The sequence below is a fragment of the Massilia jejuensis genome (assembly GCF_042656795.1).
GTDB lineage: Bacteria > Pseudomonadota > Gammaproteobacteria > Burkholderiales > Burkholderiaceae_D > Telluria > Telluria jejuensis.
The window spans coordinates 25,422-43,256 of record NZ_JBHSMS010000057.1 but is presented as its reverse complement, the minus strand read 5'-3'; the positions used below and the strand labels follow the sequence as shown (position 1 = coordinate 43,256).

General features: G+C 62.0%; 15 protein-coding genes. 3 read left to right on the top strand and 12 right to left on the bottom strand.

What is annotated here, in order from left to right; genetic code table 11:
- Positions 1-26 precede the first annotated feature (26 nt).
- From ACFPOU_RS17390 to ACFPOU_RS17375, 4 genes are read right to left on the bottom strand one after another with little or no spacing between them, the layout of a single operon-like run.
- Positions 27-2,012, bottom strand: a complete 1,986-nt coding sequence (locus ACFPOU_RS17390; protein ID WP_379723991.1) for an ATP-binding cassette domain-containing protein — start codon at positions 2,010-2,012, stop codon at positions 27-29.
- 16 nt (positions 2,013-2,028) lie between these two features.
- Positions 2,029-2,919, bottom strand: coding sequence for a 50S ribosomal protein L3 N(5)-glutamine methyltransferase (gene prmB / locus ACFPOU_RS17385; protein ID WP_379723988.1), 891 nt, complete (start codon positions 2,917-2,919; stop codon positions 2,029-2,031).
- Positions 2,920-2,954: 35 nt separating this feature from the next.
- Positions 2,955-4,094 (bottom strand): succinyl-diaminopimelate desuccinylase, encoded by a 1,140-nt coding sequence (gene dapE, locus ACFPOU_RS17380; RefSeq protein WP_379723985.1) that lies wholly within the window; start codon positions 4,092-4,094, stop codon positions 2,955-2,957.
- A complete protein-coding gene (locus ACFPOU_RS17375) occupies positions 4,091-4,447 on the bottom strand; it encodes an arsenate reductase (RefSeq protein WP_379723982.1) in 357 nt (118 codons plus the stop codon). Before ACFPOU_RS17375 ends, dapE begins: the two co-directional genes overlap by 4 nt.
- A 446-nt stretch (positions 4,448-4,893) precedes the next feature.
- Here ACFPOU_RS17375 and ACFPOU_RS17370 point away from each other — a divergent pair, with 446 nt between their 5' ends.
- Positions 4,894-5,202, top strand: coding sequence for a DDE-type integrase/transposase/recombinase (locus tag ACFPOU_RS17370; protein WP_379723979.1), 309 nt, complete (start codon positions 4,894-4,896; stop codon positions 5,200-5,202).
- A gap of 249 nt (positions 5,203-5,451) precedes the next feature.
- Here the strand turns inward: ACFPOU_RS17370 and ACFPOU_RS17365 are convergent, their stop codons facing one another.
- Both ACFPOU_RS17365 and ACFPOU_RS17360 read right to left on the bottom strand, forming a co-directional pair.
- Positions 5,452-7,518, bottom strand: a complete 2,067-nt coding sequence (locus ACFPOU_RS17365) for a cytochrome-c peroxidase (protein ID WP_379723976.1) — start codon at positions 7,516-7,518, stop codon at positions 5,452-5,454.
- Positions 7,519-7,817: 299 nt separating this feature from the next.
- Positions 7,818-7,997, bottom strand: a complete 180-nt coding sequence (locus tag ACFPOU_RS17360; protein WP_379723973.1) for a hypothetical protein — start codon at positions 7,995-7,997, stop codon at positions 7,818-7,820.
- A 500-nt stretch (positions 7,998-8,497) separates the two neighbouring features.
- Here ACFPOU_RS17360 and ACFPOU_RS17355 point away from each other — a divergent pair, with 500 nt between their 5' ends.
- On the top strand, positions 8,498-8,815 hold the full coding sequence (locus ACFPOU_RS17355; protein WP_379723970.1) for a hypothetical protein: 318 nt from the start codon (positions 8,498-8,500) through the stop codon (positions 8,813-8,815).
- A 25-nt stretch (positions 8,816-8,840) separates the two neighbouring features.
- On the opposite strand, the gene ACFPOU_RS17350 is transcribed toward ACFPOU_RS17355, so the two are convergent.
- From ACFPOU_RS17350 to ACFPOU_RS17325, 6 genes are all read right to left on the bottom strand, one after another.
- Complete coding sequence (locus ACFPOU_RS17350; protein WP_379723967.1) at positions 8,841-9,980, bottom strand: PilT/PilU family type 4a pilus ATPase; 1,140 nt, start codon at positions 9,978-9,980, stop codon at positions 8,841-8,843.
- A gap of 122 nt (positions 9,981-10,102) precedes the next feature.
- Positions 10,103-10,927, bottom strand: coding sequence for a 2,3,4,5-tetrahydropyridine-2,6-dicarboxylate N-succinyltransferase (gene dapD, locus ACFPOU_RS17345; RefSeq protein WP_379723964.1), 825 nt, complete (start codon positions 10,925-10,927; stop codon positions 10,103-10,105).
- Between the two features lie 16 nt (positions 10,928-10,943).
- The gene (gene dapC / locus ACFPOU_RS17340; RefSeq protein ID WP_379723961.1) at positions 10,944-12,182 is read right to left on the bottom strand and encodes a succinyldiaminopimelate transaminase; all 1,239 of its coding nucleotides are present in this window, start codon (positions 12,180-12,182) and stop codon (positions 10,944-10,946) included.
- Between the two features lie 116 nt (positions 12,183-12,298).
- Positions 12,299-13,657: a diguanylate cyclase gene (locus ACFPOU_RS17335; RefSeq protein ID WP_379723958.1), complete on the bottom strand. Its 1,359-nt coding sequence runs from the start codon at positions 13,655-13,657 to the stop codon at positions 12,299-12,301.
- Between the two features lie 228 nt (positions 13,658-13,885).
- The gene (locus ACFPOU_RS17330) at positions 13,886-15,079 is read right to left on the bottom strand and encodes an aminotransferase-like domain-containing protein (protein ID WP_379723955.1); all 1,194 of its coding nucleotides are present in this window, start codon (positions 15,077-15,079) and stop codon (positions 13,886-13,888) included.
- 120 nt (positions 15,080-15,199) lie between these two features.
- Positions 15,200-15,661, bottom strand: coding sequence for a RidA family protein (locus ACFPOU_RS17325; RefSeq protein WP_379723952.1), 462 nt, complete (start codon positions 15,659-15,661; stop codon positions 15,200-15,202).
- Between the two features lie 194 nt (positions 15,662-15,855).
- Here ACFPOU_RS17325 and htpG point away from each other — a divergent pair, with 194 nt between their 5' ends.
- A complete protein-coding gene (gene htpG / locus ACFPOU_RS17320) occupies positions 15,856-17,775 on the top strand; it encodes a molecular chaperone HtpG (protein WP_379723949.1) in 1,920 nt (639 codons plus the stop codon).
- Positions 17,776-17,835 lie beyond the last annotated feature (60 nt).

Sequence of the window (17,835 nt, the reverse complement as noted above, 5' to 3'; positions counted from 1 at the left end):
GCACCCGCGCGGTGCGCGGCTAGCGCTCAAGCGGCCAAGCCTTCCAGCTGCTCCTGCAACTCCAGCCACTCGTTCTCCAGCGTCGCCAGGTCGCGCACGCAGAAGGCCTGGTCCGCGACCAGCGTCTTCAGGCTTTCCTTCTTGTCGGCGTCGTAGATCGCCGGATCGAGCAGGCGCGCATCGATGTCGGCCTTCTTCGCATTGAGCCTGGCCATCTGCTCGTCGACCCGCTTGAGGCGGTTCTCGAGCGGCTTCTTCAGGGCCGCGATGCGCTGGCGCTCTTCGGCGCCGAGGCGCTTTTGCTCCTTGCGCTCGGCCGGCGGCGCGGGCGGCGCGGCCACCACCGGCGCCGCGGCCACGGCAGCCTTCGGCAGCGGCAGCAGGTCGGTGCCTTTGCCCAGCTTGGTCTTGAACAGCCAGTCCTTGTAGTCGTCCAGGTCGCCGTCGAAGGGTTGCAGGCGGCCGTTGGCGACGATGATGAATTCGTCGGTGGTGGCGCGCAGCAGGTGGCGATCGTGGGAGACGACGACCAGCGTGCCTTCGAACTGCGCCAGCGCCATCGTCAGCGCCTCGCGCGTCTCCAGGTCGAGGTGGTTGGTCGGTTCATCGAGCAGCAGCAGATTGGGACGCTGCCAGACGATCAGGGCCAACGCCAGACGCGCCTTTTCGCCGCCCGAGAACGGCCGGATCGGGCTGGTCACCATCGTGCCCGGGAAGTTGAAGCCGCCCAGGAAGTTGCGCAGTTCCTGCTCGCGCACGGTCGGGGCGATCTTGGCGAGGTGCCAGAGCGGCGACTCGTCGTGGCGCAGCATCTCGACCTGGTGCTGGGCGAAGTAGCCGATCGACAGGCCCTTGCCGAGCGTCGATTCGCCGGTCAGCGGCGCCAGTTCGCCGGCGATGGTCTTGATCAGCGTCGACTTGCCGGCGCCGTTCACGCCCAGCAGGCCGATGCGCTGGCCGATCTGCAGCGAGAAGTTGATGTCGTTGACGATGGTCTTGGCGCCGACCTTGTCGCCGTGGCCGTCCAGGAGCGGATAGCCGGCATCCACGTCTTCCATCACCAGCAGCGGATTGGGGGCGGCGAGCGGCTCGCGGAATTCGAACGAGAATTCGGCGGCCGCGCGCAGCGGCGCCAGTTCTTCCATCTTGGCCAGCTGCTTCATGCGGCTCTGGGCCTGGCGCGCCTTGCTCGCTTTCGCCTTGAAACGGTCGATGAACGATTCCAGGTGGGCGCGCGCGCGCTGCTGCTTTTCCATGGCGCTGGCGGCCAGGACCATCGCGGCGGCGCGCTGGCGCTCGAAGGACGAGTAGTTGCCCGAGTAGCGCTTGAGCTTGCGCTCGTCGATGTGGACCACCACGTTGACGATCTCGTCGAGGAAGTCGCGATCGTGCGAGATGATGACGAGGGTGCCCGCATAGCGCTTGAGCCAGTCCTCGAGCCAGATGATCGCATCGAGGTCGAGGTGGTTGGTCGGTTCATCGAGCAGCAGCAGGTCCGACGGGCACATCAGCGCCTGCGCCAGGTTCAGGCGCATGCGCCAGCCGCCGGAAAAGCTGGCGACGGGCTGCTGCATCTGGTCGAGCGTGAAGCCCAGGCCCAGCAGCAACTGCTCGCCGCGCGACTGCACGGTGTAGGCGTCGGCATCCATCAGCGCGCCGTGCACGTTGCCCATCTCGATGCCGTTGTCGTGCGTGTGCGGCGCCGCTTCCAGGTCTTCCAGCTCCTTCTGCAGGCGGCGCAGCGTGACGTCGCCGTCGATCGCGTATTCCAGGGCAGGGCGGTCCAGCGCGGGGGTCTCCTGCGCCACATAGGCCATGCGCCATTTGGCGGGGAAGTCGATCTCGCCCTGGTCGGCGTGCAGTTCGTTGCGCAGCATGGCGAACAGGCTCGATTTGCCGGCGCCGTTGGCGCCGATCAGGCCGATCTTGTCGCCGGGGTTCAGGGTCAGGTCGGCGTTTTCCAGCAGCGGCTTTATGCCGCGCATCAGGCTGACGTTCAGGAAGCGGATCATGCGTGGTCGATTCTATTCATGCGTGTTGAAGCTGCTCGGCGGTGAGCAGGAAAACTGCCTCGTCGCCGGCGCTTGTGGTGAGCCAGGTCAGGCCCAGGTGGCCGAAGGCGGCTTCGGCGTAGTCGGCCTCGTTGCCGATCTCGACGACCAGGATGCCCTCGGGAGTGAGGCGTTCGGCGGCGCCGGCGACGATCTTGCGTACCAGGTCCATCCCGTCCGCGCCGCCATGCAGGGCGATCTGCGGCTCGCGCTGGTATTCCGGCGGCAGCCTGGCCATCGAATCGGCGTTCACGTAGGGCGGGTTGGTGACGATCAGGTCGTACTTCTTGAACGGCACGTTCTCGTACAGGTCGGACTCGATCGGATTGACGCGCCCTTCGAGTTTGTAGTCGCGGATGTTACGTTCGGCCACGGCCAGCGCGTCCTTCGAGATGTCGACCGCATCGACCACGGCGTTCTGGTAGACGTCGGCCAGCATGATCGCCAGGCAGCCGGAACCGGTGCACAGTTCGAGCACGTTCTCGACGGCATAGGGGTCGGCCACCCACGGGCTGAACCAGTTCGGGATCAGCTCGGCGATGAAGGAGCGCGGCACCAGCACGCGCTCGTCGACATAGAAGGCGTAGGTGCCGAGCCAGGCTTCGTTGGTGATGTAGGCGGCCGGCACGCGTTCGACGGTGCGGCGCTCGATCACGGACAGCACCTGCAGCACTTCTTCCGGCAGCAGCTTCGCATCGAGGAAAGGATCGAGCCGGTCGAGCGGCAGCTTCAGCGTATGCAGCACCAGGTAGGCCGCTTCGTCGTAGGCCTCGGCGCTGCCGTGGCCGAAGAACAGCTTGGCCGCATTGAAGCGGGTGACGGCATAGCGCAACAGGTCGCGCGGGGTGCTGAAAGGTGTCGTGTTCATGGCGGTTTCTCGCGGTCTGGGTTGCTCGATTCTGGTCAGGAGGCCAGCAGATTTTCCAGCGTGCGGCGGTAGATGTTTTTCAGTGGCTCGATGAAGCGCAGCTCGACATGTTCGTCGATTTTATGAATGCTGGCGTTTGGTGGGCCGAATTCTATCACCTGGGGACAGATGCGGGCGATGAAGCGCCCGTCCGAGGTCCCGCCGGTGGTCGACAGTTCGGCCGTCACGCCGGTCTCGGCACGGATCGCGCCGCAGACCGCGTCCGACAGCCTGCCCTTGGGCGTGAGGAAAGGCAGGCCCGACAGCGTCCACGCCAGGTCGTATTCCAGGCCGTGGCGGTCGAGGATCGCATGCACGCGCGCTTCCAGGCCCTCGGCCGTACTGGCGGTCGAGAAGCGGAAGTTGAATTCCAGCGTCAGCTGGCCCGGAATGACGTTGTTGGCGCCGGCGCCGGCATGGATGTTCGACACCTGCCAGGAGGTCGGCGCATAGTAGTCGTTGCCTTCGTCCCAGACCTCGGCGGCCAGTTCGGCCAGCGCGGGCGCGGCCTCGTGGATCGGGTTGCGCGCCAGGTGCGGATAGGCGATGTGGCCCTGCACGCCTTTGATGACGAGATGGCCCGAGAGCGAGCCGCGCCGCCCGTTCTTGATCACGTCGCCCAGGATGTGGCTCGAGGTCGGCTCCCCGACCAGGCAATAGTCGAGCTTGACGCCGCGTTCCTCCAGCAGTTCGCAAACGACGACGGTGCCGTCGGTGGCCGGGCCTTCCTCGTCGCTCGTGACCAGGAAGGCGATCGACCCCCGGTGGTCCGGGTGGGCCGCGATGAACTCCTCGCAGGCGATCACCATCGCCGCGAGCGAGGTCTTCATGTCGGCCGCGCCCCGTCCGTACAGCTTGCCGTCGCGGACGGTCGGCGTGAACGGGTCGGAGGCCCACTGGTGCACCGGACCGGTCGGCACCACGTCGGTGTGGCCGGCGAAGACGAACACGGGCGATTCGGTGCCCTTGCGCGCCCACAGGTTGGTCACGCCGTTCGATTCGATGCGCTCGCAGACGAAGCCCAGCGGCGCCAGCAATTCAGAGATTCGCTGCTGGCAGCCTTTATCCTGCGGCGTGATCGAGTCGAGCGCGATCAGTTCGGCCGCCAGTTCCTGGGTGCGCGAAGTGCGGATCATGCGGCCCCCATCAGGCGCGCGTAGTGGTCCGGACTAAAACCCACCGCGAGCGCGCCGTCGCCTTCGAGCACCGGACGCTTGATCACCGAGGTATGTTCCAGCATCAGTTCGAGGGCCGAGGCCTTGTCGACAATGGCCGCCTTGCGCTCGTCCGGCAGCTTGCGCCAGGTCGTGCCCTTGCGGTTGACCAGGATTTCCCAATCGAGTTCATCGAGCCAGCGCGCGGCGGTGGCGCGCTCCAGGCCCGCCTTGTTGAAATCGTGGAAGGCGACGTCGTGGCCGTTTTCAAGCAGCCAGGCACGGGCCTTCTTGACGGTGTCGCAGTTGGGAATACCGTAGAGCGTTTTTTGCATAATGGAATCAAGCACTCGCAATGTTCCAAGCTGATGCGTGCGTACGACGTGGAAGATTCGTATGGTACGGACGTACTTGGCGTAGGGGCGCGAAGGATACCATACCAGACTGATGGGGCTGTCGTCGCAGCTCTCGCGATCCAGATGGCGATGCGAGGCAAACGACGAGGATTGCGGGGTAAGGGTACGGGGCGATGTGCCTACGGCGCAGTATCCGGACTGCGCGGGTTCATGCTGGCCAGCAGCACTTGGTTGGCCTTGGCCCTTGCCGCGCGCTTGGCGGCCATAGCAATGACCAGCGCGTCGACGCTGGCAGTGTTCGCCGTGGCCAGGTCCACCGGGGCTGCGCCCACCGCGTTCAGGGCAGTCTGACGGCCGCTGATTGCGGCAGTGAAGGCTACGTTCGTTGCCGTGGCGTTTGCCGCCGCTGGCAGCTTGGCGCTGCGATGATGGAGGTGGCCACCTGCGGCGCCATCAAGGCGGCGAGCGACGGGATTGACGCCGGCCTCGCGGTGCCGATCCCTGTACGCCGGGTCGGACACCCGAACAATATTGTTGAACAGGACCGTCGAGCGATCAAGCGCTTGACCAGGGCCATGCTGGGCCTTCAGTCATTCCGGTCTGCCGGCAATGTGCTGGCTGGCATTGGGTTCATGCACATGACTCGCAAGCGCCAGTCTGCCATCGACAGTACCGCTGTCATGTCGTTCGCTGACCAGTTTTATTCATTGGCAGGACAAGTCCGCCCAGAGTAAACAGGGGCATGCTCAGCACGGGAAAATCCGTGCCCGGCTCGACAATGCGACAGAGCCCGTACTACAGCCCGTTGCAGCTCCCCGTACGAATGCAAGCCCGATGGAAACCAGCTTTTAGCCCGCCGCGCGGCCGCGCAGGCCGGTCACCAAGCGCATGTGCAGCCACCCGGGATCGACGTGCAAATCACGTCGTCCAGCACCTCGCAGCGCTATCCGGCTGAACTTGTCGTGCAATATTTCAAAGGCTCATCACCGTTGTTTTGGAGGTACACCATACCCAAGAAATGGAGTGATCTTCCTGCTGCTTCCACTTGCCCCGACTGCCTTCAAACATTTCAACGGATTAATATCGGTTGCATTTCCATTGCCACTGTTCGTGACCACTTTAGTGTCGCCCGGATGCCCATGTGGGAGGCACAGTGACGGGTGATCGAATGGTGCTCTTTCGTACCTGACTCGTTCATCTGTCAACGACACGAGAAATGCCACGAGGCTTTCTTTTTCCTGCTCACTTAAGTTGAGAGGTCGTATATCCGGGGCCAGATTATCCCTGTTTTCTTGAGCGAAATCGCCGCCGCGATTGTAGAAGTCGACAACCTGCATCAACGTCGCCTTGCCGCCATTATGAAAATAAGGACCGGTCAGCTCCACGTTGCGTAAGCCCGGCGTCTTAAATGCGCCGTTGACACTGACTTTATCTACACCGGGCCGTTCATATTTGCTCGGATCAAAGTTATTTCCGAGCAAAGACGAGTTCTCGGCTGAAATAGCGAACAACAAGGTTTCCGATAATGGGTTGCCGAAAGGGTCCACTCCGCCGATTCCGATATCGTCACTCGTCGGTCTCACGCCAATATTATAAAACCCGTTGTCATAGGTTTTCACTGATCCGTCGCTCATCGTCATTTTTTCCAAACGCTGACTGATAACATTGCGAAACGACGCATTGGTCATCTCTGCACCACCATGACAGTTGATACACTGGCCTTTTCCGCGAAATATCTTCAGACCGTCGATCGCTTGATCCGACAACGTTCCCTTGCCTTCTGCATAACGATCGAATGGACTATCATCGGCAATCAACGTTGATTGGTATAGCTGCACAGCAAGGCTAAAGAACAAGGAAAAGTTCGCCTCCATCTGGCTTGCATTAGTATCTATAAAATTATCGAACGGGCGTGGCTTATCGAGATCCATGGAGCCTATGCGTTTCGCATTATTTCTGGTAAAACGTATGATCGAAGGCGACTGCCAGTAGTCTGCATGAAACGCTTTAGCAATCATTGCACGATAAATCGGTTTTCCAGCTGCGTATTGTCCTAATACGCTGTCACTTGCAGAGATCGTTTGATCAGTTAAAATTTTCTGGTGTAACAGTTTTTGACCGAGTTTTACAAAAGCCCTTCCCGTGCAGCTCATTTCAGTACCGGACAGGGGTGGACCAGACCCTTGCGACGCCAATGAAGAAGACGGGAGCGCAACCTTCACCTGGCGAAGCAAACCTGCTTCGCGCTTCCAAATTAGCGGAGCAGTGTTTCTTAATCCAAAAGGATCCCCTCCGTTAAAAACGTTGTTCGCCCGGCCATCCCAGAAGTTTCTAAAGTTGAAGACGGCATTGATGACCGATGGTGTGTTGCGGGGTTCAACACGCCTAGTATTGATATTGTTTATGCTGAATCCATCATGATGATCGATGATGACATCACATTCATCCGGCCCGTTTTCTGTCTTTCCAGAAATACCCCTGAAATTTGCGGTGAATACTCCCTGCGACGAGGCAACCTCATTAACATCGGCTATTTTGGAGCCAGCACCGTTTGCATCTGCCTCGTTAATGTGTCGGGTGAACGGGAAGTCTTCAATCCTGAGTTGATAGTTCGGGCCACCGCCAAGCTGGAATCCGGAATCCGGGTATGGCGAGTTCGGCGCCAACCTCGGGAAACGCCTTAACGCTCCTGGATCTAATTGATTCTTGCTGCGATTATCCACGCCGGCGCTAAAGTGACAAGTCGCACACGAAGTTTTATTATCGCTACCTACTCTGGTATCCCAAAATAGCGCTTTTCCAAGCTGGATGGCAGCTTTTTTGTCTTTTACAAATTCGGACAGCATTGCCGGAGATGGACCCGGCACTGGAACAGTTTTTAAGGACATTGATACGCCGGAATCTTGCGCATACGAAAAGTTGTCATGCAAAAATAGGATGCTTACAGATAACGCGCAACAAACTTGAAGTTTTCTATTAAGGTTTTTCGCGTGCAACAAGAGAAAAGGCAGTGCAGTCCGACTTAGTCGATGGAAATTTGTAACGAGCATAGTACAAATCCTATTGATCGAGCACATGGCCAATCTCCCGGCAGAGTCATAATGATGGGTTTGGTTAGAATGGAATACAAGAATATAATTTAATAACTAAACTTAAAAAAATATACTTAAAGAAATAAAATTTGGGAAGTAGAATTCAAGAAGTAGAATTCAAGAAATGGAATTCAAGAAATGGATTTTAAGAAATGGAATTTAAGAAGCTGAAGCAGTGGCAACTATTGAAGTTGTTGACTTTCATCATATAAAGCGAAATACGTTCAATCATATTATTGCGGGCAAATTTACAGTTGTCAAAAAATTTTTTTAAAAAATTCATAAACTTGTTCAATCGAATTTTTCGACATTTCGATAACTTTTGGAATCTGAAAGTACTTGCGCTGTGGAGTTAAGGCAGCATCTAGAACCTTGCCAGTCAGTGACCGCTGAGCATGATTTTGCCATCGAGCTGCGTCAGGAAGCATGGCGATCATGAAATTTCACGTTGGCGTCTGCTACTCGTGCCGAGCACCTTCACGAACTCCGTCTTTCCAATGACTTTGGCAACCTCGCTGGGGTAGCGCCGACGGTAACTGTCGCGGCCATCGCGCCTGATGAGATAGCCCACCATCCGATGCCCCACGTGTAGCGACGACAGGGCAGCACCACGCATCATCGGAACGCGGGCCTGTGCTCTGCATCGTGGTACGTCGGTTTGTTGAAAGGCAATGATTATCAATGGCTTACAACCGTAGCGTCGACTCATGTGGACCAAGCCCTACCTTGGAATGCCGTAGAGCGTCATTTTCATGAGCGTCGATAGTGCCGGGCAAGGGAGCTTGGCGAGAGCCCGGTGGTTCGGGGACGGGAGGATAGACATGCCCATCCTGGCGGCAGATGTCGCACACGGCCGTTCCATATCGAACTGCCGGGCAGGCGGCCTGTCATAGGGATAGGGGCCGCAGCGCGCGGCCTTCCCGGACAGGAGGACATCATGAAAGCTATGCGGATCGTACCCGGTGCGCTGGCCGCGGCGCTCGCCTTGCTCGCCGCATCCGGCTGCGCCACACGAGAGTATTACCACGTGCCCCATGAAATGGCCGAGCTGTACGGGGCCTATCCCCTGTCCGATGGCGACACGCTGCGCATCGAGCGGCGCGGCAACCGTGCCTGGGCGCGCCTGGACGGCACCGAACCGGTCAGGCTGAGGGCGGTGGGGCCGCTCGAATTCGTCACCCAGGACCAGGCGCTGCACCTGCGCTTCGAGCCGCTCGCCTTCACTACCGAGGTGGTCGTCCGGCGCTTGCCCTGATCGGGCGTACCCAGGTTGGGCGTATTCAGGTATTGAGCGTGAACTCGGTGAACGAGGTTTCCGGCGGCTCGTCGTTCTTGCGGGCGCTCTCCTCGGCATTGGACGGCGGGCCGTTGTTGAGCAGCCAGAGCAGGTTGGTCGCCGAGTCCGCGTTCGCCAGCGCTTCTTCCTGGGTGACCAGGCCGGCCTGGACCAGCGCCAGCAACGCGCCTTCGAAGGATTGCGAGCCGGGCGAAAGGCTCTTGTCCATCGCTTCCTTGATCTGGCTGAGTTCGCCCTTTTCGATCAGGTCGGCGATGTAGCGCGTGTTGAGCATGACTTCGACGGCCGGCTGGCGCGTGCCGCCGGCGGCCGAGCGCACCAGGCGCTGGGAGACGATCGCGCGCGTGGCCGAGGCCAGGTCTTGCAGCAGGGCGGGGCGGTTCTCGACCGGGTAGAAGCCGATGATCCGGTTCAGGCCGTTGTAGCTGTTGTTCGCGTGCAGGGTGGCGACGACCAGGTGGCCGGACTGGGCGTAGGCAAGGGCCGCGCCCATCGTGGCCTGGTCGCGGATTTCGCCGATCAGGATCACGTCGGGCGCCTGGCGCAGGCTGTTGCGCAGGGCGAGTTCGAAATCGAGCGCGTCGCTGCCGATTTCGCGCTGGTTGACGATCGATTTCTTGTTCTTGAAAAGATATTCGATCGGGTCTTCCAGCGTCAGGATGTGGCCGGTGCGCTGTTCGTTGCGGTAGTCGAGCATCGAGGCGATCGTGGTCGATTTGCCGGAACCGGTGGCGCCGACGATGAGCAGCAGGCCGCGCTTTTCCATGATCAGTTCGGACAGCACGGCCGGCAGGCCGAGTTCGCCCAGCGGCGGGATGGTGGCCGGCACGAAGCGGAATACGGCCGAGACGCTGCCGCGCTGGCGGAAGGCCGAGAGGCGGAAACGGCCCAGGTTGGGCACGGAAATGCCCATGTTCAGTTCGTTGGTGCGGTTCAGTTCATCGAGCTGCCCGGGCGAGGCGATTTCCGACAGCAGGGAATCGATGTTGTCGCGGTCGAGGCGGTGCTGGTTGATCGGGATGAGGTTCCCGTTGATCTTGATGTGGACGGGAGAATTGACCGCGAAGAACATGTCCGACGCGTTTTTTTCTTTCATGAGCTGGAACAGGCGGTCCATGGCCATGCTGCTGGTCTCCCGGAATGGTGCTTTTATCGTACGGCAGGGGATCGACCGCGTGGGCTCGGGAGCCTACGCGGTCGATCGGCGCGCAGCCGGATGGCTGGGTGCCGATCCGAGCCGGGTGCTTAGATCCCGCGCAGCAGCTCGTTGATGCCGGTCTTCGAGCGCGTCTGCGCATCGACGCGCTTGACGATCACGGCGCAGTAGAGGCTGTACTTGCCGTCGCTCGAGGGCAGGCTGCCCGACACGACGACCGAACCCGAGGGCACGCGGCCGTAGCTGACTTCGCCCGTTTCGCGGTTGTAGATCTTGGTCGACTGGCCGATATACACGCCCATCGAGATCACCGAGTTCTCTTCGACGATGACGCCTTCGACGATTTCCGAACGGGCGCCGATGAAGCAGTTGTCTTCGATGATGGTCGGGTTGGCCTGCATCGGCTCGAGCACGCCGCCGATGCCGACGCCGCCCGACAGGTGGACGTTCTTGCCGATCTGGGCGCAGGAGCCGACCGTGGCCCAGGTGTCGACCATCGTGCCTTCGTCGACGTACGCGCCGATGTTCACGTAGGACGGCATCAGCACCACGTTCTTGCCGATGAAGGAGCCGCGGCGGGCGACGGCCGGCGGCACTACCCGGAAGCCCCCCTTGGCGAAGTCTTCCGCGGTGTAGTCGGCGAACTTGGTCGGGACCTTGTCGTAGAACTGCATGCCACCCGCCTCGACCGGGACGTTGTTCTCGAGGCGGAAGGACAGCAGGACGGCCTTCTTGATCCACTGGTTCACCTGCCATTCGCCGCCTTCCTTCTGCGCCACGCGCAGGGTGCCGCCATCGAGGCCGGCGAGCACGTGGGCGACCGCCTCGCGTACGTCGGCGGGCGCGCTGGAAGGACTGAAGTCCGCGCGCTGCTCCCACGCGGTGTCGATGATGTTCTGCAGTTGTTGGGTCATGATAGTGGTCTCGTTTTCAGGAAGCGGAAGGCTGGTGCATGGTGCCGAGGCCGCGGCAGAACTGGACGATGCGATTGGCTGCTTCGAGCCCCTCGTCGACGCCAGCCACCAGGGCCATGCGGATGCGGTTGCGGCCCGGATTGGTCCCGTGCGCGTCGCGCGCGAGATACGATCCGGGTAGAACCGTCACATTATATTCGGCGTACAGCCGGCGTGCGAAGTCGGTGTCCGACAGGCCGCTGCGGCGCACGTCGGCCCACAGGTAAAAGCCGGCGTCGGGCAGTTCGACATCCATCACCTCGCGCAGCAGCGGGGTAATCAGGTGAAATTTTTCCTTGTAGAGTACGCGGTTGTCCTGCACGTGCGACTCGTCGCCCCAGGCCGCGATCGAGGCCGCCTGCACGGTCGGCGACATCGCGCCGCCGCAGTAGGTGCGGTAGAGCAGGAATTTCTTGAGCACGGCGGGGTCGCCCGCGACGAAGCCGGAGCGCATGCCCGGCACGTTCGAGCGCTTCGACAGGCTCGAGAACACGACCAGGTTCGCATACGGCCGATCGCCGCGGCTGCGGCCAAGCTCGTGCGCCGCTTCCAGCGCCCCCAGTGGCGGCGTGGCACCGGTGTAGATCTCGGAATAGCACTCGTCGGACGCGATCACGAAGCCGTGGCGGTCGCTCAGGTCGAACAGCGCGCGCCAGTCGTCCAGGCCCAGCACCGCGCCGGTCGGATTGCCGGGCGAGCAGACATACAGCAGCTGCACCCGCGACCATACCGCGTCGGGCACGGCGCCGTAGTCGGGGGCGAAGTTGCGCGCCGGTTCGGAATTGACGAAATACGGCGTCGCGCCGGCCAGGTAGGCCGCGCCTTCGTAGATCTGGTAGAACGGGTTCGGGCACAGCACCAGCGGCTCGGCACGGCTGGCGTCGACCACGGCATGGGCGATCGCGAACAGCGCCTCGCGCGAACCGTTGACCGGCAAGACCATCGTCGCCGCGTCCAGGCCCGGCACGCCGTAGCGGCGCTCGATCCAGGCGGCGATGGCCGTGCGCAGCGGCTCGCCACCGACCGTGCTCGGATAGTTCGACAGGCCGGCCACCGCATGCATCAGGGCTTTCTCGATGAAGAGCGGGGTCGGGTGCTTCGGTTCGCCGATGCCGAGGCTGATCGGAGCCAGGCCGGGATTGGGCGTTACGCCGGCGAACAGGGCGCGCAGCTTTTCGAAGGGATAGGGGTGGAGTTTGTCGAGGTTTGGATTCACGGCGGATTCACGGCGGTCTTGGTGGGCGCGATGCGAAAGCGACCATTATAAGCCGATAAATACCGGCGCCGGCCAGTTCGCGCGGCCGGACCCGCGTTCGCTTCCACGCAAGTTCTTCAGGACGCGAGGACGTCGGCGATGGTGTCGAAGGTGGCGCCGGTCTGCACCGCGCGCACGCCATTGCGTCCGGCCTCCTTGACCGCATACATGGCGCGGTCGGCGCAGACGAAAAATTCCTTGATGTCGTCGAACTGGGTCGGCACGATCGTGGCCACGCCCAGGCTGGCGGTGACCCAGCGCGAGGTGGCCGAGCGCGGATTGGCGATATTCAGCGACTCGACGTGGGCGCGGATCGTTTCGGCGAGCAGGCAGGCGGCCTCGAAGCCGGTCTCGCCGAACAGCAGCACGAATTCCTCGCCGCCGTAGCGCGCGGCCAGGTCGGTGGCGCGCAGCGCATGCGACTGCAGCGCCATCGCCACCTGTTGCAGGCAGGCGTCGCCGGCGGCGTGGCCCAGGCTGTCGTTATAGCCCTTGAAATGGTCGACGTCGAGCACGATCAGCGAGAGCGGCTCGCCCGAGCGAAGCGCGCGCTGCCATTCCTTGTCGAGGAAAGTGTCGAAATGGCGGCGGTTGGCGATTTTCGTCAGCGGATCGATCAAGGCCGCGCGCTGCAGCGCATTTTCGGACTGCTTGTGGTGCGTGATGTCATGCAGCAGTGCGACGAACAGCGGCTGCTCGGACCCCATCGGCGTCAGGGTGAAATCCATCGCGCGCAGCATGCCGTCGCGCTGGCGGATCAGCACCTCGCGCGCGCCGCGCCAGTTCGGCGCCGAGGCGTCCAGCACGCTCTGGCTGAACAGCTCCAGGTATTCCTGCGCCACCGAGGGCGCCAGCAGGTCGTCGAGCGAGCAGCCGGCCAGCTCGTTGGGCGCATAGCCGAGGTAGCGGTTGCAGGCCGGATTGGTGTACTGGATGCGGCCCGAGGGTTCGAGCACCATCAAGCCTTCGTCCATGCTGTCGACGATCAGGCGCAGGCGATCGGCTTGCTGCTGCTGCGACGTACTGGTGTGCCGGAAGTGCAGCTGGGCACGCACGCGGGCGCAGACCTCGGCCAGGCGCAGCGGCTTCGGAATATAGTCGGAGGCGCCGATGTCGAAGGCGGCCACGATGTCGTCGGTATCGGTACGCGCGCTCATGAAAATGACGGGAATGTTGCAGGTGCTCGGGTGCGCCTTGAGGCGCCGGCACACTTCCATGCCGTCCATGCCGGGCAGGACGATGTCGAGCAGGATCAGGTCCGGCTGGGCGCGCTGGGCAATGACAAGCGCCCGTTCGCCGCTGTTCGCCACGAAGGTGTGGTAGCCCTGCTGCAGCATCATGGAGCGTATCAATCCGAGCTGCGCGGGAGCGTCGTCGACGATCAGGATAGCGGTCTGGCGCGGCGTTGCGGCAGGTGCGTGGTCTAGGTTGGACATTGCAGTTCGCCATGGCGACGGGTTTGATCTCGTGCAAAATCATACCCCGATGTCGACTGCAGTGGGAACTTTTGTTGTCTGATAGCTAGTACATTTTACTGCAGTGCCGCAACGTCAGGGCGTCGCTGCCGCGGCTACGCCGAAATGTTTTGATTCGGCAATTAAAACCCGGCTTCCCCTCCTTGGACACGCGGGCAGCGGCGGCGCACGCGCCGCTGCCGGACCGTGTCAAAGCAGTGCAGCAATCAGCTTGCCGAGGATCGCAATCCCTTCCCGGATGCGTTCCGGCGGCACGGTGACGAACGACAGGCGCAGCGTATTGGTCTCTCCTGCGTTGGCGTAGAAGGGCGCGCCCGGAACGAAGGCGACGCGCGAGGCGATCGCCGTATCGAGCAGCTGCATGGCGTCGATGCTTTTCGGAAGCGTGACCCAGATGAACATGCCGCCTTCCGGCTTGGTCCAGCTGACGGCCGCCGGAAAGTGTTCGGCCATGGCGTCGAGCATCGCCCGGCACTGCCTGCCGTAGAGCGCGCGGATGGTCGGGATGTGCTCGTCGAGGAAGCCGTCCTTGACCACTTCGTACACCACCATCTGCGTGAGCTGGGCGGTATGCAGGTCGGCCGCCTGTTTCGCCAGCTCGAGGCGGCGCACCAGCGGCAGCGGGGCGCACACGTAGCCGAGGCGGATGCCGGGCGTGAGCACCTTCGAGAAGGAACCCATGTAGATGACGCCGTCCGGATGCATCGCCACCATTTTCGGCATCGGCGCGCCCGTGTACGACAGCGCGCCGTAGGGATCGTCCTCGATCAGGGGCAGGCGCAGGCGGGCGCAGGTTTCCACCAGTTCGCGCCGGCGCGCGAGCGAGAGCGAGCGGCCGGTCGGGTTCTGGAAGTTCGGCAGCGCGTACAGCAGGCGCGCGCCCTTGGCGACGGCGTCGATCGAGGAGGGGACCAGGCCGTCGTCGTCGGTATCGACCGAGGCGAATTCGGGGCGGTAGACCGAGAAGGCCTGCAGCGCGCCCAGGTAGCTCGGTGTTTCGACCAGCACCCGGCTGCCTTCGTCGATCAGCACCTTGCCGATCAGGTCAAGCGCCTGCTGCGAACCCGACACCATCAAGATCTGCTCGGGCAGGATCTTCGTGCCTTCGGTGGAGAGCGAGTCGGCGATCCATGCGCGCAGCGGCGCGAAGCCGTCGGTCGGACCGTATTGCAGCGCCACCTTGCCGGCGTCGAGCAGCACCTTGTCGTAGGCCGCCCGCATGCGCTCGACCGGGAAGGTGGCCGGCGAGGGCAGGCCGCCGGCAAATGAAATGATCTCGGGACGCTGGGTGATCTTCAGGATCTCGCGGATGAAGGAGCTTTGCAGCCCTTGCGCGCGTTCCGAAAACTGCCACTTGATGGGATGGGGATCTTGGATGTTCATGCTGGTCTCGCTGTGAGGTGGCGCCGGTGCGACCCGGCCATGATGGGCGCTCGGTAAGCTGCCCGCGAAGGGGCCCGGCGGGTAGCCTGGCCCCGTGAATCGCTGCCGATCGGAAGGGTGTCAGGCCACTTCGACGATCATTTCGATCTCGACGCAGGCCCCGCGCGGGATCTGGGCCACGCCGAAGGCGCTCCTGGCATGCTTGCCGGCGTCGCCGAAGACTTCGCCGAACAGTTCCGAAGCGCCGTTCGTGACCAGGTGATGCTCGGTGAACTCCGGGGTCGAGTTGACCAGGCTCATCAGCTTGACGATGCGCTTGACGCGGGTCAGGTCGCCGCCGCAGGCATCCTGGAGCGTGCCCATCAGGTCGACCGCGATCGCGCGCGCGGCCGCCTGGCCGTCGGCCGTGCTCTTGTCCTTGCCGAGCTGGCCGACATTGACCGAACCGTCCGCGTGCTTGGCGATGTGGCCGGAGATGAAGACCAGGTTGCCGGTCTGCACGTACATGACATAGGCGGCAGCCGGGGTGGCGGCTTGCTCCAGGGTGATGTTCAATTCCTTCAGTTTGTCGTAGACGGACATGGAAATTCCAATGCGGTGGATGAAGCCGGTATTGTACGGCGTCGAAGGCGCGGTGGCACCACCGGCGCAACAGCTTGTCATCGACATGTATTGGTCGGTACGCGAGAAGAGCTCTTGAAAACCGTAACGCTATCCCAATATTGCAGCAATCCGTTCAACCGTAATCCGTTTAATTTGTCATCACGAGGAACAACATGGCCGTCGCCGAAAAAGAGACCCTTGGCTTTCAAGCTGAAGTAAAGCAGCTGCTGCAATTGATGATTCACTCCTTGTATTCGAACAAGGAAATCTTCCTGCGCGAACTCATTTCGAACGCTTCCGACGCCGCCGACAAGCTGCGCTTCGAAGCGATCAACAACGACGCCCTGTATGGCAACGACCACGAACTCAGGATCAAGGTCAGCCTCGACAAGGAAGCGAAGACCATTACCATTTCCGATAACGGCATCGGCATGAGCCGCGAGGAAGTCATTTCGCACCTGGGCACGATCGCCAAGTCGGGCACCAAGGAATTCTTCTCGCGCCTGTCGGGCGACCAGCAGCAGGACGCGGCCCTGATCGGCCAGTTCGGCGTGGGCTTCTATTCGGGCTTCATCGTGGCCGACCGCATCACGGTGGAAACGCGGCGCGCGGGCGCGGACAGCACGCAGGCCGTGCGCTGGGAATCGACCGGCGAAGGCGACTACAGCGTCGAGGCGATCGAGAAGGCCGGCCGCGGCACCGACGTCATCCTGCACCTGCGCGAGGGCGAGGACGAGCTGCTGTCGAACTGGAAACTGAAGTCGATCATCCGCAAGTATTCGGACCACATCTCGCTGCCGATCCTGATGCAGAAGGAAGAGTGGGACGAAGAGGCGAAGGCCACCGTCGCCCGCGACGAATTCGAGACCGTGAACCAGGCCAGCGCGCTGTGGGCGCGCAACAAGTCCGAGGTCACCAAGGAGCAGTACGACGAATTCTACAAGCACGTCTCGCACGACTTCCAGGAGCCGCTGACGTTCACGCACAACCGCGTGGAAGGACGCAGCGAGTACACGCAGCTGCTGTACGTGCCGGGCCATGCGCCGTTCGACCTGTGGGACCGCAACAAGCGCGGCGGCATCAAGCTGTACGTCAAGCGCGTCTTCATCATGGACGACGCCGAGCAGCTGATGCCGACCTACCTGCGCTTCATCAAGGGCGTGATCGATTCGGCCGACCTGCCGCTGAACGTCTCGCGCGAGATCCTGCAGGAGTCGCGCGACGTGAAGGTGATCCGCGAAGGATCGACCAAGCGCGTGCTGGGCATGCTGGAAGAGCTGGCCAACGCGGACGAACAGGAAACGAAGGACAAGTACGTCACCTTCTGGAAGGAATTCGGCCAGGTCCTGAAAGAAGGCATCGGCGAGGACGCGACCAACAAGGACCGCATCGCCAAGCTGCTGCGCTTTGCCTCGACCCACAACGAGACCGACGAACAGACCGTCTCATTCGCGGACTACATCGCGCGCATGAAGGAAGGCCAGGACAAGATCTATTACGTCACGGCCGATAACTTCAACGCCGCCAAGAACAGCCCGCACCTCGAGATCTTCCGCAAGAAAGGCGTCGAAGTGCTGCTCTTGACCGACCGCGTCGACGAATGGATGCTGTCCTTCCTGACCGAATTCGACGGCAAGGAACTGACCTCGGTGGCCAAGGGTGGGCTGGACCTGGGCAAGCTGGAAGACGAGGCCGAGAAAAAGGAACACGAGGAGACCGAGACCCAGTACAAGGACCTCGTGGAGAAGATGAAAGGCGCCTTGCTCGAGAAGGCCAAGGACGTGCGCGTGACGCACCGCCTGACCGATTCGCCGGCCTGCCTGGTGGCCGACGAGCACGAGCTGTCGGCTAACCTGGTGCGCATGCTGAAAGCGGCCGGCCAGAACGCGCCCGATTCGAAGCCGATCCTCGAGATCAACCCGAACCACCCGCTGGTGACGCGCCTGAAGTACGAAGACGCGAGCAGCCCGCGCTTTGCCGACTGGTCGCACATCCTGTTCGACCAGGCGATGCTGGCCGAGGGCGGCAGCCTGGCCGATCCGGCCAGTTTCGTCAAGCGCCTGAACGAGATGCTGCTGGCGACGGCGAAGTAATCCTGCCGTCGAACGAACACCGGGCCAGCTGCCGCGCTGCGCCCGGTTTTTTACGTCGTT